This is a genomic window from Planococcus daihaiensis (genome assembly GCF_049262615.1).
GTDB lineage: Bacteria > Bacillota > Bacilli > Bacillales_A > Planococcaceae > Planococcus.
This window is the reverse complement of sequence record NZ_CP175504.1, coordinates 480,970-497,680: the sequence shown is the minus strand read 5'-3', so window position 1 is coordinate 497,680 and position 16,711 is coordinate 480,970. Positions and strand designations below refer to the sequence as shown.

18 protein-coding genes are annotated in these 16,711 nt (G+C 45.0%); 15 read left to right on the top strand and 3 right to left on the bottom strand.

Translation table 11 applies throughout. The features are described 5' to 3' along the window. Nucleotides 1–129 precede the first annotated feature (129 nt). The 5 genes from DHX103_RS02455 to DHX103_RS02435 all read left to right on the top strand — a co-directional run bounded on the left by DHX103_RS02455 (nucleotide 130) and on the right by DHX103_RS02435 (nucleotide 5,427). Nucleotides 130–1,215, top strand: a complete 1,086-nt coding sequence (locus DHX103_RS02455; protein WP_422123690.1) for an SDR family oxidoreductase — start codon at nucleotides 130–132, stop codon at nucleotides 1,213–1,215. A gap of 284 nt (nucleotides 1,216–1,499) precedes the next feature. Then, nucleotides 1,500–2,249: an RNA polymerase sigma-I factor gene (sigI, locus tag DHX103_RS02450; RefSeq protein ID WP_422123689.1), complete on the top strand. Its 750-nt coding sequence runs from the start codon at nucleotides 1,500–1,502 to the stop codon at nucleotides 2,247–2,249. Then, the gene (locus DHX103_RS02445; protein WP_422123688.1) at nucleotides 2,249–3,412 is read left to right on the top strand and encodes an anti-sigma-I factor RsgI family protein; all 1,164 of its coding nucleotides are present in this window, start codon (nucleotides 2,249–2,251) and stop codon (nucleotides 3,410–3,412) included. The genes sigI and DHX103_RS02445 overlap by 1 nt, the downstream gene beginning before the upstream one ends. A gap of 131 nt (nucleotides 3,413–3,543) precedes the next feature. Continuing rightward, nucleotides 3,544–4,893 carry a TrkH family potassium uptake protein gene (locus DHX103_RS02440; protein WP_422123687.1) on the top strand — a complete coding sequence of 450 codons (1,350 nt, stop codon included), beginning with the start codon at nucleotides 3,544–3,546 and terminating at the stop codon, nucleotides 4,891–4,893. Nucleotides 4,894–4,983: 90 nt separating this feature from the next. Further along, nucleotides 4,984–5,427 carry a MarR family winged helix-turn-helix transcriptional regulator gene (locus DHX103_RS02435; RefSeq protein ID WP_422123686.1) on the top strand — a complete coding sequence of 148 codons (444 nt, stop codon included), beginning with the start codon at nucleotides 4,984–4,986 and terminating at the stop codon, nucleotides 5,425–5,427. A 40-nt stretch (nucleotides 5,428–5,467) separates the two neighbouring features. Here DHX103_RS02435 and DHX103_RS02430 read toward each other — a convergent pair whose 3' ends face one another. Both DHX103_RS02430 and DHX103_RS02425 read right to left on the bottom strand, forming a co-directional pair. Beyond that, nucleotides 5,468–6,139: a hypothetical protein gene (locus DHX103_RS02430; protein WP_422123685.1), complete on the bottom strand. Its 672-nt coding sequence runs from the start codon at nucleotides 6,137–6,139 to the stop codon at nucleotides 5,468–5,470. A gap of 60 nt (nucleotides 6,140–6,199) precedes the next feature. Next, nucleotides 6,200–6,808: a CPBP family intramembrane glutamic endopeptidase gene (locus DHX103_RS02425; protein ID WP_422123684.1), complete on the bottom strand. Its 609-nt coding sequence runs from the start codon at nucleotides 6,806–6,808 to the stop codon at nucleotides 6,200–6,202. 185 nt (nucleotides 6,809–6,993) lie between these two features. Here DHX103_RS02425 and DHX103_RS02420 point away from each other — a divergent pair, with 185 nt between their 5' ends. From DHX103_RS02420 to DHX103_RS02400, 5 genes are all read left to right on the top strand, one after another. Beyond that, nucleotides 6,994–7,182, top strand: coding sequence for a hypothetical protein (locus tag DHX103_RS02420; RefSeq protein ID WP_422123683.1), 189 nt, complete (start codon nucleotides 6,994–6,996; stop codon nucleotides 7,180–7,182). Nucleotides 7,183–7,205: 23 nt separating this feature from the next. Continuing rightward, nucleotides 7,206–8,141 (top strand): AAA family ATPase, encoded by a 936-nt coding sequence (locus DHX103_RS02415; protein WP_422123682.1) that lies wholly within the window; start codon nucleotides 7,206–7,208, stop codon nucleotides 8,139–8,141. A 1-nt stretch (nucleotide 8,142) separates the two neighbouring features. Then, nucleotides 8,143–9,297, top strand: coding sequence for a DUF58 domain-containing protein (locus DHX103_RS02410; RefSeq protein WP_422123681.1), 1,155 nt, complete (start codon nucleotides 8,143–8,145; stop codon nucleotides 9,295–9,297). Beyond that, nucleotides 9,294–10,499, top strand: coding sequence for a hypothetical protein (locus DHX103_RS02405; protein WP_422123680.1), 1,206 nt, complete (start codon nucleotides 9,294–9,296; stop codon nucleotides 10,497–10,499). Before DHX103_RS02410 ends, DHX103_RS02405 begins: the two co-directional genes overlap by 4 nt. A gap of 169 nt (nucleotides 10,500–10,668) precedes the next feature. Beyond that, on the top strand, nucleotides 10,669–11,556 hold the full coding sequence (locus DHX103_RS02400) for an NAD(P)-dependent oxidoreductase (protein WP_422123679.1): 888 nt from the start codon (nucleotides 10,669–10,671) through the stop codon (nucleotides 11,554–11,556). Nucleotides 11,557–11,572: 16 nt separating this feature from the next. Here the strand turns inward: DHX103_RS02400 and DHX103_RS02395 are convergent, their stop codons facing one another. Beyond that, the gene (locus DHX103_RS02395; RefSeq protein ID WP_422123678.1) at nucleotides 11,573–12,034 is read right to left on the bottom strand and encodes a YkyB family protein; all 462 of its coding nucleotides are present in this window, start codon (nucleotides 12,032–12,034) and stop codon (nucleotides 11,573–11,575) included. Between the two features lie 167 nt (nucleotides 12,035–12,201). On the opposite strand from DHX103_RS02395, the gene fadH reads away from it, so the two are divergent. The 5 genes from fadH to dapD all read left to right on the top strand — a co-directional run bounded on the left by fadH (nucleotide 12,202) and on the right by dapD (nucleotide 16,702). Beyond that, entirely contained in the window at nucleotides 12,202–12,969 is a 768-nt protein-coding gene (gene fadH / locus DHX103_RS02390) for a 2,4-dienoyl-CoA reductase (protein ID WP_422123677.1), read from the top strand. 100 nt (nucleotides 12,970–13,069) lie between these two features. Continuing rightward, nucleotides 13,070–13,519: a cyclic-di-AMP-binding protein CbpB gene (gene cbpB / locus DHX103_RS02385; RefSeq protein ID WP_422123676.1), complete on the top strand. Its 450-nt coding sequence runs from the start codon at nucleotides 13,070–13,072 to the stop codon at nucleotides 13,517–13,519. A 59-nt stretch (nucleotides 13,520–13,578) separates the two neighbouring features. Continuing rightward, nucleotides 13,579–15,057: an MDR family MFS transporter gene (locus DHX103_RS02380; RefSeq protein WP_422123675.1), complete on the top strand. Its 1,479-nt coding sequence runs from the start codon at nucleotides 13,579–13,581 to the stop codon at nucleotides 15,055–15,057. Further along, complete coding sequence (locus DHX103_RS02375) at nucleotides 15,047–15,922, top strand: LysR family transcriptional regulator (RefSeq protein ID WP_422123674.1); 876 nt, start codon at nucleotides 15,047–15,049, stop codon at nucleotides 15,920–15,922. Before DHX103_RS02380 ends, DHX103_RS02375 begins: the two co-directional genes overlap by 11 nt. 66 nt (nucleotides 15,923–15,988) lie before the next feature. After that, on the top strand, nucleotides 15,989–16,702 hold the full coding sequence (dapD, locus tag DHX103_RS02370) for a 2,3,4,5-tetrahydropyridine-2,6-dicarboxylate N-acetyltransferase (protein ID WP_422123673.1): 714 nt from the start codon (nucleotides 15,989–15,991) through the stop codon (nucleotides 16,700–16,702). Nucleotides 16,703–16,711 lie beyond the last annotated feature (9 nt).

Genomic DNA, 16,711 nt, shown 5'->3' with positions numbered 1-16,711 from the left:
CAGGAACAAGGGTTCCTGCAAGCCGCTTGCTTTTTATTTTTGCATACTTTTTTGGAATATTTAGTATAATTAAAGAGTGGGATATAGAACGTCTTTAAAGTATCAATTTACATAGAGGAGGAGTCAGGTTTGAGAGAAGCAGTATTTACAGGATTTCCGGGTTTTATTGCCAGCCAGTTAATCAGAAAATCGATCGATCAGGACAAGGAAACTGGAATAAGCGCGATAATTTTAGCGTCGGAGCGCAGTAAAGCGGAAAGGGAAGCCGACCGAATTCAGCAGGAAACCGGATGCCGGCCAATTCGTCTGATGGACGGAGATATCACGAAACCGGGGCTCGGCCTTCAGCCGGAAGATAAAAGTCATCTGCAAAACAAAACGATCATTTTTTGGCATCTTGCGGCAATCTATGATTTGGCGGTGCCGCGTGACTTGGCCTGGAAGGTCAATGTGGAAGGCACAGGCAACGTAAACAGCTTCGTTTCCGAATTGTCCGGTCTGGAGCGTTATATGTATTTCAGTACAGCGTATGTTGCAGGAAACCGGCAGGGAGTTTTAAAAGAAGATGAATTGATCCGACCGGACGGCTTTAAAAACTTTTATGAAGAAACCAAGTTCGAAGCGGAAGTGCTGGTAGATGCCATGAAGGATGACTTTCCGGTCACAATTATCCGGCCAGGCATCGTCCGGGGACATTCCAAGACTGGTGAAACCATTAAATTTGACGGTCCATATTTTTTCCTGAATATGATTGACAGGATGCGGCGGATGCCGGTCATCCCTTATATCGGAAATTCTTCTTCCTATATTAATGTGGTGCCGATCGATTATATATTGGAAGCATCGATCTATCTGAGCCGTCTGGATGCAGCAAAAGGGCAGACGGTCCATTTAACCGATCCCGAACCCCATCCTGTCGAAGAGGTTTACCGTTCAATGGTTTATCACCACGCCGGCAAGGTCCCTAAAGGGCGGCTTCCTAAAAAGATGGCGGCGCTTGGACTGGAGTTAAAAGCTGTCAGGAAACTTCTTGGAGTTGAAATGGAAACGCTGGATTATATGGATTGGCCGGCGTCATTCGATACTGCCAATGCCCAAAAGTTGTTGGCGGGCAGTGGAATTGAATGTGCCGATTTCCTGGATTCAATGCCGGAGATGGTGGCTTTTTATCAATTGCATAAACACGATAAAAGCTACCATATACCGATTAAGTAAAGAGAAACCTTTCGCAAGACCTTTGCCTGTTAATAGGCAAGGGTCTTTTTGCTTCCACTCGTCAGGAATTATTTTACTGGGCTCGAAGGCATGCACATAATTAAGATTTGCAGGATTTTTCTTAAGAAATTATAAATAAACGCATATTTATAAAGTTTATACCCCCATAAAAAGGGGTAGAACGATCGAATGACTCCATAGAGAAAGAAATGCTCATCCTTTTCTATTTTCTCGATACTCGTTACAATCAATAGTATTGAGAAAGAATGAAAAGAGGTCAACCTATGTTGCTGTCAATATTTACCGGCTATTTAAGCCGTGATGATAAGAAGGATGCAGAAACTTTGGCGCTATTAGCCCAGAGTGGAGATACACAGGCAATGGACCATTTGCTGCTTTCTTATGCCCCTTTCATGAAAAAAACAGCAGGGCAGGTGTGCAAGAGGTTCATCCATGATCAGGATGAAGAATTCAGCATTGCCATGTCAGCATTTCACGAAGCAATTGAAGAGTTTAATGAGGGAAAAAATGCTTCTTTTCTTACTTTTGCACATATGGTCATTCGCAGGCGAATCATCGATTTTATTCGAAAAGAAAGCAGACGCAACGATTTTGCCCATGACTTTCATGGCTTGGCAGAAGATGAAAATGCCAGAAGTGGAATCGATGCCACCGTTTCAGTAAGGGATTATACCGAACAGCAGCAGGCCAGTGCCCGGCGGGAAGAAATTGGAGACTATGAAAAGATGCTTGCCAATTTCGATCTGACTTTCCAGGATCTTGTAAAAGCTTCACCGTCCCATGAAGACGCCAGAATAACCGCTGTACAGATTGCGCAATTGGTGACTGAAACAGAAGAATATTGGGACTACCTGCAAGAAAAGAAGAAACTGCCGGTTAAAGAGATAGAAAAGCTGGTTGAAGTTTCCAGAAAAACGATTGAACGCAATCGCAAATACATAATTGCGGTAGCATTATTATTAAAGAGTGATTTGCATTATTTAAAGGATTATTTAAAGGAGCGATTACGCTGATGAGAATGCAAAAAGGGTTGTGTGTCGAACTGAACGATAAGTCTTCTATATTCATCGGACCAAATGGGGAATTTGTCCATGGAACACCTGCACGTGAAACCGCTGTTGGTGAAGAATGCTATTTTTATCCGAAGCAGGAGTTAGCAGCGCGCAAACGGCAGCCGATTAAACCGTCATGGGTATCGTTTGCAGCAGCATTTGCTGTAGCGATACTCTTTTTATCCGCATTATTGCCGAAGCAGGAAGCTTATGCCTATGTTCAGGTGCAAGTGAATCCGGGAATTGAATTGGGCATAGATGAAAATTATGAAGTGGTATCAATTCGGGAGCTCAACGAAGATGGACATGAACTGATAGCAGAGCTGGAGGAATGGGAAAATCATTCGCTTGACCAGGTGCTTGATAAAATCATCAATCTTTCCATGACCGACACTACGGATGAAATCATCATCACGACGATTGCTGATGAGAAAGATACTGTTGCCGATAAAACAATTGAAAATGCCGTGATGGCAATTTCAGAAAAAGTGCTGGCAGGGGATGTGGCGGTCCGCCTGAAAGATGCTTCGAGAGCCCAATGGAGAAATTCGATTAAAGAAAAAGTCCCGGCTGGCCAATTAGTTACTGATTCGAAAAGTTTATCGAATGAGCAAGAGGAAGAGCTGGATAAAGAACCAGTGAAAATAAAAGAAGAACAAAAAGATAAAGAACCGAAATCCAATGACAAAGCGCGGGATAAAGATCAAAAAGCACCTGCTGCCAAAGAGAAAGCTACGCCGCCTGGCCAAGAAAAGCGCCAGGAAACACCGGCAGCTGAAAAAGGGGAAGTTAAACCGCCTGGCCAGGAAAAACGCGATGAAGTGCCAGGGCAGAACGAAAAGAATGGTGACGCCGTATTTCAAAAATCTCAAACTAAGCCTGGAACAGAAACTGCTCCAGGCCAACAAAAAAAGAACAAAGATAATGATGAAGTAAAAGGCAGTGAAGTTGTTCCACCAGCGAAGCAAAAAGGCCTTAAAGACAAGCCCCAACCTGCCGATTCGACTCCTGCCGGAGAAAATAAGCCTGAAGGTAACCCTTCTCAGGGCAATGCCAACGACAGCGGAGAAGCCACCAACAATAATGGCATACACGAAAAATCCGATAAGGAAAAAGATGAGTAATCGTTTCGACAGCAGAAGCACGTTTCTGCTGTTTTTTAAATGAAAAGATGAGAATTTCCGATTTCTCTTTCTTTTTTCAAAAACTTTACTTAGAATAGGGAGATAACCGAAGTCGAAAGGATTTCCAACATATGAATAAATCGTTTCAGAAAATCCGTAATTTAACACCTGCTCAGGCAATTGCTGGCTATTATTTCGCAGCGATCAGCATTTCATTTATCTTATTAAGGTTGCCAGGTGTTCACCAGCCGGGCGTCGACATTCCACTGATTGATACCTTATTCACTGCGATCAGCGCTGTTAGTGTAACGGGGCTGACAGTCATCAACATTTCTGAAACCTACTCTGTGTTCGGCATTGTGCTGATCATGTTCATCCTCCAACTTGGAGGCATCGGAATCATGTCAATCGGCACATTTTTCTGGTTATTGCTAGGTAAACGGATTGGTCTTCGCGAGCGCCAATTGATTATGGTTGACCATAACCAATTGAGCATGGCAGGCGTAGTCAAGCTGATTCGCAGCATCATTGCGATTCTGCTATTGATTGAATTAGTCGGAGCTATTATCCTGACCCTCTATTTCATTCAATACTACGACACGTTCAGTGAAGCTTTATTGCAGGGAATTTTTGCATCCGTGACAGCAACGACGAATGGTGGTTTTGATATCACCGGGGCTTCTCTCGTTCCGTATTTCAACGATTATTTTGTCCAGGTAGTAAACATGATCCTCATTATCCTTGGAGCCATCGGATTCCCGGTGCTGATTGAGTTAAAAGAGTTCATTACCAATAAGGATAAAACTTTCCGGTTTTCACTATTTACCAAAATAACCACCAGTATGTTCGGAATCCTGCTGGTAGTCGGGACCCTGGGGATTCTTGCTCTTGAATCGTTCAAAGCATTCAAAGGGCTGTCCTGGCATGAAACCTTGTTTGCTGCCCTCTTCCATTCGGTTTCTTCCCGTTCAGGAGGGCTCGTAACCTTTGATATTACCCAATTTGATGAAGCGACCAATTTATTTATGAGTGTGCTGATGTTTATCGGAGCTTCCCCAAGTTCCGCAGGCGGTGGTATTCGAACGACCACTTTGGCGATAGCCATCCTTTTTCTCATCAATTTTGCGCGCAGCAAGAATACCATCCAGATTTTCAATCGGGAAATTCAGCTGATTGACGTTTTCCGCTCTTACGCTGTGATCATCCTGGCAATTTTCATGGTCATTGTCTCCGCGATGATTCTGTTTATCACTGAGCCGGAAGCTTCTGCAATCGAAATCATTTTCGAGATTACCAGTGCGTTCGGGACAGTTGGGATGTCCCTGGGCATCACGGATGATCTGTCTTCAGTCGGCAAGTTTACGATTATGGTGCTGATGTTTATCGGACGGGTCGGATTGATTTCCTTCCTGTTTACCATTGGCGGCAAGCCGGATCCGACAAAATTCCATTATCCGAAAGAACGCGTGATTATCGGATAATCGTTACGGAAATCCCAAAGGATGCCATTTTCTTGGAAAAAGGCTATAATTTATTTTACAGTGTTTATTAAGTGGAAAAGAGTGGATAGGATGAATGAAGAAATCAGGAGATCCCTAAAATTATTTATCGTCATGTCACGAGCCCATAAAGCGATTTCTGAACAGGCAAACCAATTCTTTCAGGCAAACGGGGTAAACCCCACTGAATTTGCTGTGTTGGAATTGCTGTATCACAAAGGTAAGCAGCCGCTTCAGAAAATCGGGGGCAAAATCCTTCTTGCAAGCGGATCGATCACTTATGTCATCGATAAATTGGAAAAGCGCGGATATATTTCGCGAGTCAATTGTCCGACAGACCGCCGGGTGACGTATGCCGAGATTACGGAAGAAGGCAAAGAATTCATGGCACGCATTTTTCCTGAACATGAAAAAAACCTTCATGAACTGACCAGTTCACTGTCAGCAGAAGAAAAAGATGAAGCTATTGAATTGATGAAAAAACTGGGGCTATCCATTAAAGACTTATCATATTAAAAAAACGGCTTTCCTGAAATTTTCAGGAAAGCCGTTTTTCTTATTTTGCAGTAATTGTTTTACCCATATTCAGAAAATCTTCTGTGACGGCTGCTTCAGTAAGATCAAAAATGGTAAGTTTAACGATCAAACCGTCTTTTTCATATGCAACGCCCGTAACTTTGCCGTTGTCGGTTGGAATTTCATATACTGAAGAGTTGATGAATTCAGCCTCTTCGAATGCCGGCAATTCGGTCAGCTCGGCGCTGTCATTGGAAGCCTGGATAGTTTGTTGAATCGATTCCTGGGCATAAGCAAAGTCCGCTTCGTCCGGGCTGAAAGTTTCAACGCGCATGAACAATGCATCATTTTCTGTTGAAAAGACGACATCTTTATTTGGTTCTTCCGCTGTCAGTTCAAAAGATGGCAAAAGATAAATTTCGTAAGAGTTTGAGTCGCTGACAGTTGGTGTTCCTTCAGTCAAAGCGGGATTTGTTTCGGCAGGTTCTTCAGCAGGTTCTTCGCTTTCTTCAGTGGATTCTCCTGAATCTGAATCATCTTCTGCACTGTCTTCTTCGGTGCTGTCATCTGAAGTTGCTGGATCATTTTGTTCCTCGACTGTTTCAGGGGATGACTCTTCTGTTGTTCCTTCAGACGTTTCGTCCGATCCGCAGGCAGCCATTAAACCGCCGACAGCCAATACGGATGCTGCCAAAAATAATTTTTTATTCATATAAATTCACTCCCTTTCCAAAGTAGACGCATGACAATGAAAATCGTTTCACTGTTATGTTCAAAAAGGAAAAATAATAAAGATTAAAACCATCAGCATCAAATGCGCGATGATGAGCAAAGGCATGCTCTTTGTCTTCTCGTACAGGTAACCCAGTACCAGGCCGACTGCTGTACCCGCAAATATGCCCGGCCAAAAATCTGCCAGCCATAAAGTGAAGCCGAACAATACAGAGGCGATGGGAATAGCAATTGACACCGGCACATACTGTTTCAACTGCTGCTGAACAAACCCTCTCCAGAAAAATTCCTCACCGGGCACAACGATAAACATCAAAAGCAGCAGATGCCATACGGAACCGGGTGCAAAAATCGCGAGGAAATCAGCCGTGGAGCTGGCTGATCCGACCTCCAGCAATTGCAGTGCATAGTAACCTGCAAATATTACGGCATATAATGCAAATGCTGCGGGAATGCCATAGGCGAAAGATTGCCAGGTGCGCAATTCATCATGAATTTCTCCAAATACGATAGCCGCCGACATGAGAATCAGCAATGCGAAGGTATACATATACCAAAAAATAGAAATATCCTGGAATGCCAGATGGTAGAGGCCATAAGCAATGGGCAGCATGAAGAGAAGTTTGTGTTTCATTATAAAGCGTAGCATAATATCCTCCTATAATTTAAAAAGACAGTTTTTGCCGTTTTATGGTAAAACAATGAATGCCTGCAAGGGAAGCTTGCTGTATAATTGATGACAAAGCAAAGTTTAAGTACCCGGCAAACTCTTAGTCCGTTAAGTATTATAACAGACTTGAGCAGCTGGAAATAACTCAAAGGGAGATTCGGGAAATGACAGATTACAATGAATTATTAGACCAGTTAAAAACAGGGAAAATCGACTCCCTCACGATTGAAAAGGAAGACTTTCTTACTTTCCGCACAGTGCTGATCGGCAGGGAAGATTTCAAACATTTCCGCGGAGAAGCATTCCATCACGGCAAAACGATCTACAAATACACGGAAGAACCGAGTAAATAATCCAAATCAAAGGGGTGCGTTAAATGGGGAATTTGAGAGAAGTGAAAGAACACTTAAACGAATTGGTTGTGGGGCGCGAAAAAGAAATTGATTTCATGCTGATTGCATTGATCCAGCAGGGCCATGTTTTGCTTGAAAGTGTGCCGGGATCGGGGAAGACGTGGATGGCCAAAGCGTTTGCCGGATCGTTCAACGGAATGTTCCGCAGGCTGCAATTCACGCCTGATGTTCTGCCGTCCGATGTAACGGGGATCCGGTTCTTCAACCCGAAAAACCAGGAATTTGAATTGCGGCCGGGTGCGGTGATGGCGAATATCCTTTTGGCTGATGAAATTAACCGGGCAACGCCGAGAACACAATCGAGCCTGCTCGAATCAATGGAAGAAAAGCAGGCAACCATCGACGGCGAAACGCTTCAATTGCCGCGGCCGTTCATGGTCATTGCTACGCAAAACCCGGTTGAATCCCAGCAGGGAACATTCCCGTTGCCCGCGGCCCAATTGGACCGTTTCTTGTTCCGTTTGGAAATCGGTTACCCGAGTTTCGATGAAGAACTGTCGATCATCCGGAATTTCAGGGACAATGTCTCGCATAAAAAAGAAATTAGAAGCATCGCCTCCATCGAAGATGTGGCAGTGTGGTCGGAAGGTGCAAGCTGCGTAGCTGTTCATGAAGATATTGAAATGTATATTCTGAATCTGGTGCGGGCTACTCGTGAGCATCCATCGATTGAACTGGGGTTAAGTTCCAGAGCAGCTCTTGCATTGGTTCATGCCGCTCAGGGGAGAGCTTATTTGGATGGCCGTGATTTTGTCACGCCGGATGACGTGAAATACATATTGGAACCCGTCGCGGTGCATCGTCTGCTGTTGACCGTGGAGGGGATGCTGGTCCATGATCCGGAAACGTTGCTGCGGAATATTTCAGAATCTGTGGCATCTCCGGTAGAGGCATACTGAAATGGAATGGATTCGCCATGATTTTGGAATGAAAAACACGAAATGGGCGTTTGCTTTTCTGGTGGTGCTGTTTTTTTCATTCATAGCGCTGTTACAATATGCCGCAGCTGCGTTGATTGCTTTTGTTGGGGTAATCATCTTTCTGCAATTGATCTATTTTGAAAAACTCGGAGACAAACTGCTATTCAAGAACGTCAGAGGCAGAAAGCGGATTCTAAACGCGGGAGACTCGGAATGGGAATTGGCCTTTGAAAATAACGGATTGCCAATTTGGGGCGCCAACCTAAAAATCTGGTTTATTGATGCGGTCCTTCCGGTCGGCGGTGAAGGCGGCAACTTTACGGAACTTGTGGAAATCGACATCCCGTTTACAGTAGGCCACAAAGAGACGATAGCGTTAAAGATACCGTTAACCGGCAATAGAAGAGGATTGTCGCGCATCAAAAAAATGGAGCTGACGGTTCCGCACCCATTTGGCCAGGGCAAACTCCTGCTCGAATACGGTGCTATGGTCCTGCAGGAACAGCTTGTTTATCCGAGACTTCGCAAGGATCAATTCCGGTATGCGCCGTCCAAACAAAAGCCTGGGCAATTCAATCTGAAGCATTCCCTGTTCGAAGATCCGTTCCAGCCTGTTGGGACACGGGATTATGTCTCAACTGACCAATTCAATCAGATTCATTGGAAAGCGAGCGCGAGGCTGGGGACTTATCAGACGAAAGTTTTCACTCATGTTGCCAATGAAGCGATGCTCTTTGTATTTAATGTCGCGGACCGCTTTGCGGCAATTTACAATTTGGAGGAAAGAATCGAAGAGCTGGCATCATACATTGAGAATTGCTATAGCGAAGGAGTTCCATATGCGCTCGCAATCAATGTCCGCTCTGCCGGGAAAACGCCCTATCTTTATCTGCCTGCAGGTGAAGGCAGCAGGCAGAGGCAGAATGCGCTTGAGCTTCTTTCGATCATTTCAAAAAACAATTCGACGATGCCTTTCAATTCGATGTTGGCCCACCTGGACCTTCATCTGGAATTGCCGTATACAACTTATCTGTTAACAGATGACATTGAAAGTATCCGCACATTTATACCAAAATGGAGCAGAAAAACAGAATTGAAAATTTTGCGCAATGAAGAAGGGCAGGTGACAGCATGACAGCCAGGTTTTCATCCGCCTCAGCGTATATGCTCGATGCTTTTCTGATCGCTTTTGTGCTGTTGTTTTTAGAAGGGGGAGGAGAAATTCCCCTTGCCCTTATTTGGTTGGCTTTGACGTTTGTTACAGCATTTGCTGCTGTAATGATCAGTTGGAGAAAGCCATACAGAACGTTGCCGGTGATGTTTGCAGCGGTTATCATTATGGCTGCTGCCCTTGCTGCCGGCGTAACTTTCAGCATTTTTATCGTGCTGACAATTCTTTCTTTGTACAGGCTGCATGCGAGATTTTCAGAAAATGAGGACGGTAGCGAAGGTGAAGGCCGTTTTCTGGTCCTTTTCCTTTTAACCATGACGTTTGCTTTAATCATCACCCTCGTCAATCCAGCCACGGATCCACAAAATCTGATTTGGGCTCTGTCGATGTCTGCCATTATTTTTTACACGCTGTCGCGCCTGCTGTTTCGTTATTTGGATGCAAAAAATGACGGCGGGAAATTATGGCATGCCCTTGCTGCCGGATTGGGTATCATATTGCTTTCCGGTGGAGCTGCCGCAGTGGTTTATTTGCTCGCAGATAAAGTACGGCATGTTGCGGGGGAAGTGCTGGGAGTGATCGTCTTTTTCGTTCTTTGGCCATTTTCAGGTCTGTATGACCGGTTTGGAGATTTTATTGCCAGTGAAGCACTGGAAATGGAGAGCACGGAAGGCAAAATCGAACCGGAATCAAGTGATACAGAATTGTTTTCTGGCGCCGAAACGATGGAATTCGATTACACAGTCGGCACCGCTATAGTGGTTCTGCTTCTGCTGATCGGAGGCATTCTGCTGATCCGAAAAATCAGGAAGAATACAGAGCAGAAAGTAGAGGAACGGACTGCCGAAATCAGCCGTTTTACAACCCAACCAGAGGCTCCGGTTGAACCGCCGGCTGTTCACAATCATGATATGGTCGACATTCACGAGATTCGCAGAGCGTTCCGTGAGTTTGAAAGGGAGGCACTAACTGCACAAAAAGGGCGCCTGGAGCATGAGACCATCCGAGAATGGGCGCAGCGGGAAGATGTGCAGGTATCCCAATCCTTTTTTAACACCTACGACAAGGTGAGGTATGGAAATGGCGGAATAGCAGCAATTGATGCTATTCCATTCCTGGAAGAACTGGAAAAAATAAAAATGATTTTATTGAAAGAAAATGTTTAAACCCTTATTCCAGTGGGCATACTAGTAAAGAACACAGCAACATTCTCATTTCCCCCTTTTGTGGTCGGTCCAAGAAATTGGATCGGCTTCTTTTTTGTATTTTTTTATTAAATGATTAATCAGAAGATTTTTGCTAAACTGAAGATAGCCAGAAAAAGGAGGATACATAATGAAGGTGGGTTTTATCGGTACTGGAGTAATGGGCAACAGCCTGGTCAAACATTTGCTTGAAGGCGGTCACGAAGTTTCGATTTTTACGCGGACAGCAGCAAAGGCCGAGAATTTATTGGAAGCGGGAGCAGAGTGGAAGGAATCACCGAAATTGTTGGCAATGGATGTGGACGTCATTTTTACGATGGTCGGTTATCCGTCTGATGTGGAACAAATTTACTTTGGCGAAGAGGGCATCATCCATAACGCGAAAGAAGGAACCGTTCTGATTGACCTAACTACTTCTAAACCGGAATTGGCGCGGGAAATTTTCAAAGCTGCCCTGGAAAGAGGGTTATCCTCATTGGATGCGCCGGTTTCCGGAGGAGACGTGGGAGCCCAAAGCGGTCTATTGTCCATCATGGTAGGAGGAGAAGAAGCGACATACAAAAAAATGCAGCCTCTATTGGATCTGTTCGGCGGCAATATTGTCCACCAAGGACCGGCAGGAGCGGGCCAACACACTAAAATGTGCAATCAGATTATCATCGCTTCCAATATGATGGGGGTCAGTGAATCCTTGATTTATGCGCTGAAAGCGGGACTCGACCCGGAAAGCGTCCTATTATCCATTTCGTCCGGTGCCGCAGGATCGTGGTCATTGTCGAATCTTGCACCGAAAATGATTACCCGTAATTTTGAACCTGGTTTTTATATTAAACATTTCATCAAAGATATGAGGATTGCAGCTGAAGAAGCTGAACAGATGGGGTTAGAGCTGCCGGCGCTGCAATTATCCCTGAGCCTGTTTGAAAGTCTGGCAGAAAAAGGGTATGAGAACAAAGGCACTCAAGCACTGATAGTCCAATACGAAGACAATAATTTTAAAGAGCCGAAGACTTTTTAGTCCCCGGCTCTCGGCATTAATCGAAATATGATTTTTTTGGTGAATAAAACCGGCTGATTTCACGCGGCTGGTAGGATTTCGCTGGATTGGCAGCAGCTTCATCCTTTTTAACGGGTTGCAGACCGGTCAATTCACTCAGAATTTCTTTTGCGGAACGCAAATTCATCCTGCTGGCCGGATTCCTGAACGACTCGTCCAGATGCCCCAGGTGATCAAGGCTTTCAAAGTCTTCTTTTCTTGGCAGCATATGAAAATAATAATTTCCGCATTTTACGAGGACAGAAGATTGCTGTTGACTTTTTTGGGGGTTTTTACTGAAGTGCAGCCCTATTTTTTGAGCGCGGTTCTGAAGAATCATTTTGTTTAATGCCTCTTTTTTCAACGCATATAAATAATGATTGTCTGAAGCGGTTTTCGCGTGCCTGTTGACAGTGAATATTGCCTGCGCAATTTCAAAATCCGTTCTGGAATTCGACATGGACTCATCCCTTTCAATTGATATTTATTCATAAAACATCTTCATTATATCAAAATTTTCTTGCAATGTGTATCAGAAGGAACAGGAATAATATTTATGTTGATTAAAATGTAATTAATTTACAAAAATAAATTAAAAAAGCAGTCAGGAAAAGGGAGGAAATTCAAATGTTCAAGGATCAAACGATTATCATTACCGGCGGTTCAAGCGGGATGGGGTACCATATGGCGGAGAAATTTGCCTCAGAAGGAGCCAATGTCATCATTACCGGACGGGATATGGAAAAATTGAATGAAGCGGTAAAGAAAATGGCAAGTACGAGCGGACAAGTCGAAGTTTTTCAGATGGATGTCCGTGAACCCGAACATGCCAAAGCAATGGTTAAATTTGCCCATGAAAAATTTGGGCGTATCGATGGCCTCATCAATAATGCTGCCGGAAACTTTATCGTGCATGCTGAAAAACTGTCGCCGAATGGCTGGAAATCGGTTGTGGATATCGTGTTGAACGGGACCTTCTTCTGTTCGCATGCAGTCGGAAATTACTGGATCGAAAACGGCACCAAAGGAAATATTTTGAATATGCTTGCCACATATGCATGGAATGCCGGCGCGGGCGTTGCGCACTCGGCTGCGGCAAAAGCGGGTGTGATGTCGTTGACCCGGACACTGGCTGTGGAATGGGGCACACAATTTGGCATCCGCGTAAACGGCATTGCACCGGGGCCGATCGAGCGGACTGGCGGCGCGGACAAGCTATGGGAATCTGACAAAGCGGCTAAACGCACGATTGAGTCGATTCCGCTCGGCCGCCTAGGTAAACCCGAAGAAATTGCTGAATTGGCTGCTTTCATCATGTCCGATAAAGCTTCTTACATGAATGGCGAAATTGTCACTTTGGACGGCGGACAATGGCTGAATAAATTTCCTTTTTAAGTAAATGATCCACTCTTTTAAATAGTTTCATGTTTTGTGATGTGTTATGATGAAATCGGAGTGACTAGCATCAATTTGTGATGCAAAAGGAGTAGAGCGCATGATTTCATTGCCAAGCAAAGACTTTCTTGAAACTCAAATAGAAGATTATATTATTTCCTCTGAAAAGGTTGCACACGTTCAAATGGGCAATAGTGCAGAACACGCATTGCTTGTTTTGACCAAGACGGGTTATTCGGCAATTCCGGTTTTGGATATGAAATACCGCTTCCAGGGACTGATCAATACGCAGCGCATCACGGAGTCCATTTTGGGCCTGGATCACATTGAATATGAAAAATTACCGGCAATTAAAGTACAGGATATTATGCAGACGGATCTCCCTTTGATCAGCATTAACGAACGTTTTCAAAAGGCACTGGATTTATTGATCGATCAAAATTTCCTTTGTGTTGTGGATGAAGACGGGTTATTTATGGGGATTTTGACAAGACGCGTCGTGTTGAAGCAATTGAAAAAGCAGATTTATCAAATCAGAAATAGCCAGTGACTGGAAGGCCTCGAAACAAGAGGCCTTTTTTGTGTCAATTGAAAAGAGGGTATCCATTTATGAACACAACAAACCGGCCGCTGGTTCTGGCATCTGTCATGCTGGCGATGTTCGTGGGTGCGGTAGAAGCGACAATCGTTGCGACAGCGATGCCGAGCATAGCGGCGGACCTCGGAGGATTCTCGAAATATAGTTGGGTGTTTTCAGCGTATTTATTGATGACGACAGTGACCGTGCTGATTTATGGCAAACTGTCGGATATTTTTGGCCGAAAGCCGATTTTCACTTTTGGCATTCTGCTGTTTCTTTTTGGTTCGCTTATGTGCGGCCTGGCATCATCGATGGACCAATTGATCATTTATCGCCTGATCCAGGGGATGGGTGCGGGGGCCGTCTTGCCAATTGCCACAACCATTGTAGGAGATATCTACTCGGCAGAAGAGCGCGCAAAAGTTCAGGGCTATTTAGCCAGCGTTTGGGGAATTTCTGCGGTTTCAGGCCCTGCAATCGGTGGAATCCTCGTTGCAACGGTCGGTTGGGAATATGTGTTTTGGGTAAATATTCCGCTCGGTATTTTGGCATTGGCAGGTGTTATCCTGTTTTTAAGAGAACCGAAGAGAAATGGCAAGGCAACAATTGACTACGCGGGTGCTTTATTATTGACGACCGGGCTGGTCAGCCTCCTGTATCTGATGGTTGAAGGCGGCGTAAGTTTTGACTGGCTTTCTGCAACTGCTGGAATCCTGCTGGTTATTGCCTTGCTGTCATTTACGTTATTCGTAATTGTCGAGCGCAAGGCGAAAGATCCCATCATGCCGTTCGATATCTGGAGGAACCGCACAATTCTTTACGCCAATCTTGTTTCGCTCGCTACCGGTATTATTCTGATTTCCGTATCAAGTTATTTGCCGACTTATGTTACCGGCGTGATGGAGCAACCGGCAGCAATCGCAGGTTTTACACTGACTGCGATGTCCATCGGCTGGCCGATCGCCGCTACGCTGTCCGGCCGCCTGCTGATCCGGTTCGGTTATTTCCGTACCTCGCTTGCAGGTGGGATGTTCCTGGTTATCGGCGCCTTGCTGTTTGTTGTGATGCGTCCGGAATACGGTCCCTGGTGGGCTGCTTTATCGAGTTTTATCATCGGAATCGGAATGGGTTTGACGAGCACGGCATTTATCGTTTCCATCCAAAGCTCCGTCAACTACGAGAAACGGGGAGTTGCCACGGCTTCCAATATGTTTATGCGGAATCTGGGCAGCACAATTGGTGTAGCACTTCTTGGCACAGTGCTGAATAGCTCGCTGCTGAATTATTTCGCGAAAAGCGATGGAACTTATAACCTTGACTCGATCAACACGCTTTTGACGGTTGACAGCCGGGCGGACATGTCAGCTGATACACTGCAATATTTGCAGCAGGGATTGTCATTGGCGCTCCAGAATGTTTATGCTTTGATGGCTGTTTTTGCTGTCATCAGCCTGCTGCTGATTTTCGGACTCCCACGCGATAAAGGAGTGAGGAAAAATGTCGAATGAAGAAATGATCATCAAAATTTTGGCTGAAGAAGGCAATATGAGAAAAGCTGCGGAGCGGCTTTTCCTGTCTCAGCCGGCGCTGTCCCAACGGTTGCAATCGATTGAAAAAGAATGGGGACAGCAATTATTCATCCGTTCACAAAAAGGGCTGACTCCCACTCCGGCAGGGGAACTGGTCATCGGCTACGCGAACGAAATGGTTCAGCGCAAAGAAGAAATTTTCGAGGTGCTGCATACGCTGACTTCCGAAGTCCATGGCACGCTGAAAATTGCCTGTGCGTCGATTATCGGCCAAAACTGGCTGCCGAAAGTGCTGAAAGATTTTGTCACATTATATCCTCAGGCCAAAATCCAGCTGATTACGGGATGGAGCTCAGAGATTACCAGAGCGCTTTATGAAGGCGAAGCGCATATTGGGATCGTCCGAGGCCATACCGATTGGAAAGGCAAAAAAATTCATCTGTTCCGGGATACGCTCTATTTGGTGGATAAAGAAATCGAGTCGCTGGATGAAGTGATGAAGACTGAGCGCCCGTTTATCCAATTTAAAAGTGATTCCAATTATTACGAAGAAATCCAGCAATGGTGGCAAAAGCATTTTGCTTCCAATCCGAAACGCCAGATTACAGTGGATCAGATTGAGACGTGCAAACAGATGGCCGTCAACGGCATCGGCTATGCAATTCTTCCATCTATCACGTTGGACGGCACTGAAGGGGTTCACACCGTTGCAATGGTGAGCAATGCGGAAGAGCTGGAACTGACTCGAGATACCTGGCTGATTGGCTACGATTCCGCATTCGAATTGCGGCAAGTGACCGCTTTTGTAGAAATTGTTCAAAAACATGCCGCTTTATTGAGGTAGAGTGATGAATTTTCATGCTATATCCGTTATAATTACACCATCAACTATAGAAAGAGGTTTTAATCAATGAAACAAATGGATGCAAATGAAATCATTTCGTACATACAGAATGCAAAAAAATCAACACCTGTAAAAGTTTATGTGAAAGGCGAGGGTGTTGCGTCATTGAATTATGGGGAGTCTGCCAAAGTTTTCGGCGAAGGCAACCATGCCACAGTATTCGGTGAATGGTCGGATCTTGAGAAAGCACTTGAGCAGCACAGTTCTGCCATTGAAGATTTTGTTGTTGAAAACGACCGCCGCAATTCGGCGATTCCTTTGCTGGATATGAAAAATATCAACAGCCGCATCGAACCGGGAGCCTTTATTCGTGAAAATGTGGAAATCGGCAATAATTGCATCATCATGATGGGTGCAGTCATCAATATCGGTTCAGTAATCGGTGATGGCACAATGATCGACATGGGCGTTGTTATGGGCGGTCGTGCAACGGTTGGTAAAAATTGCCACATCGGTGCAGGAGCAGTGCTGGCTGGTGTTATCGAGCCGGCATCCGCAACTCCGGTCATCGTTGAAGATAATGTAATGATCGGTGCTAACGCAGTTATACTGGAAGGCGTGCGCATTGGCCAGGGAGCAGTCGTAGCAGCAGGAGCAATCGTCATCGAAGACGTTCCGGAAAATTCGGTAGTAGGCGGAACACCGGCACGTGTGTTGAAATTGATGGATGAAAAAACACGGTCGAAAACGGAAATCAAGCAAGAACTTCGTCAATTATAAGAAGGCCTG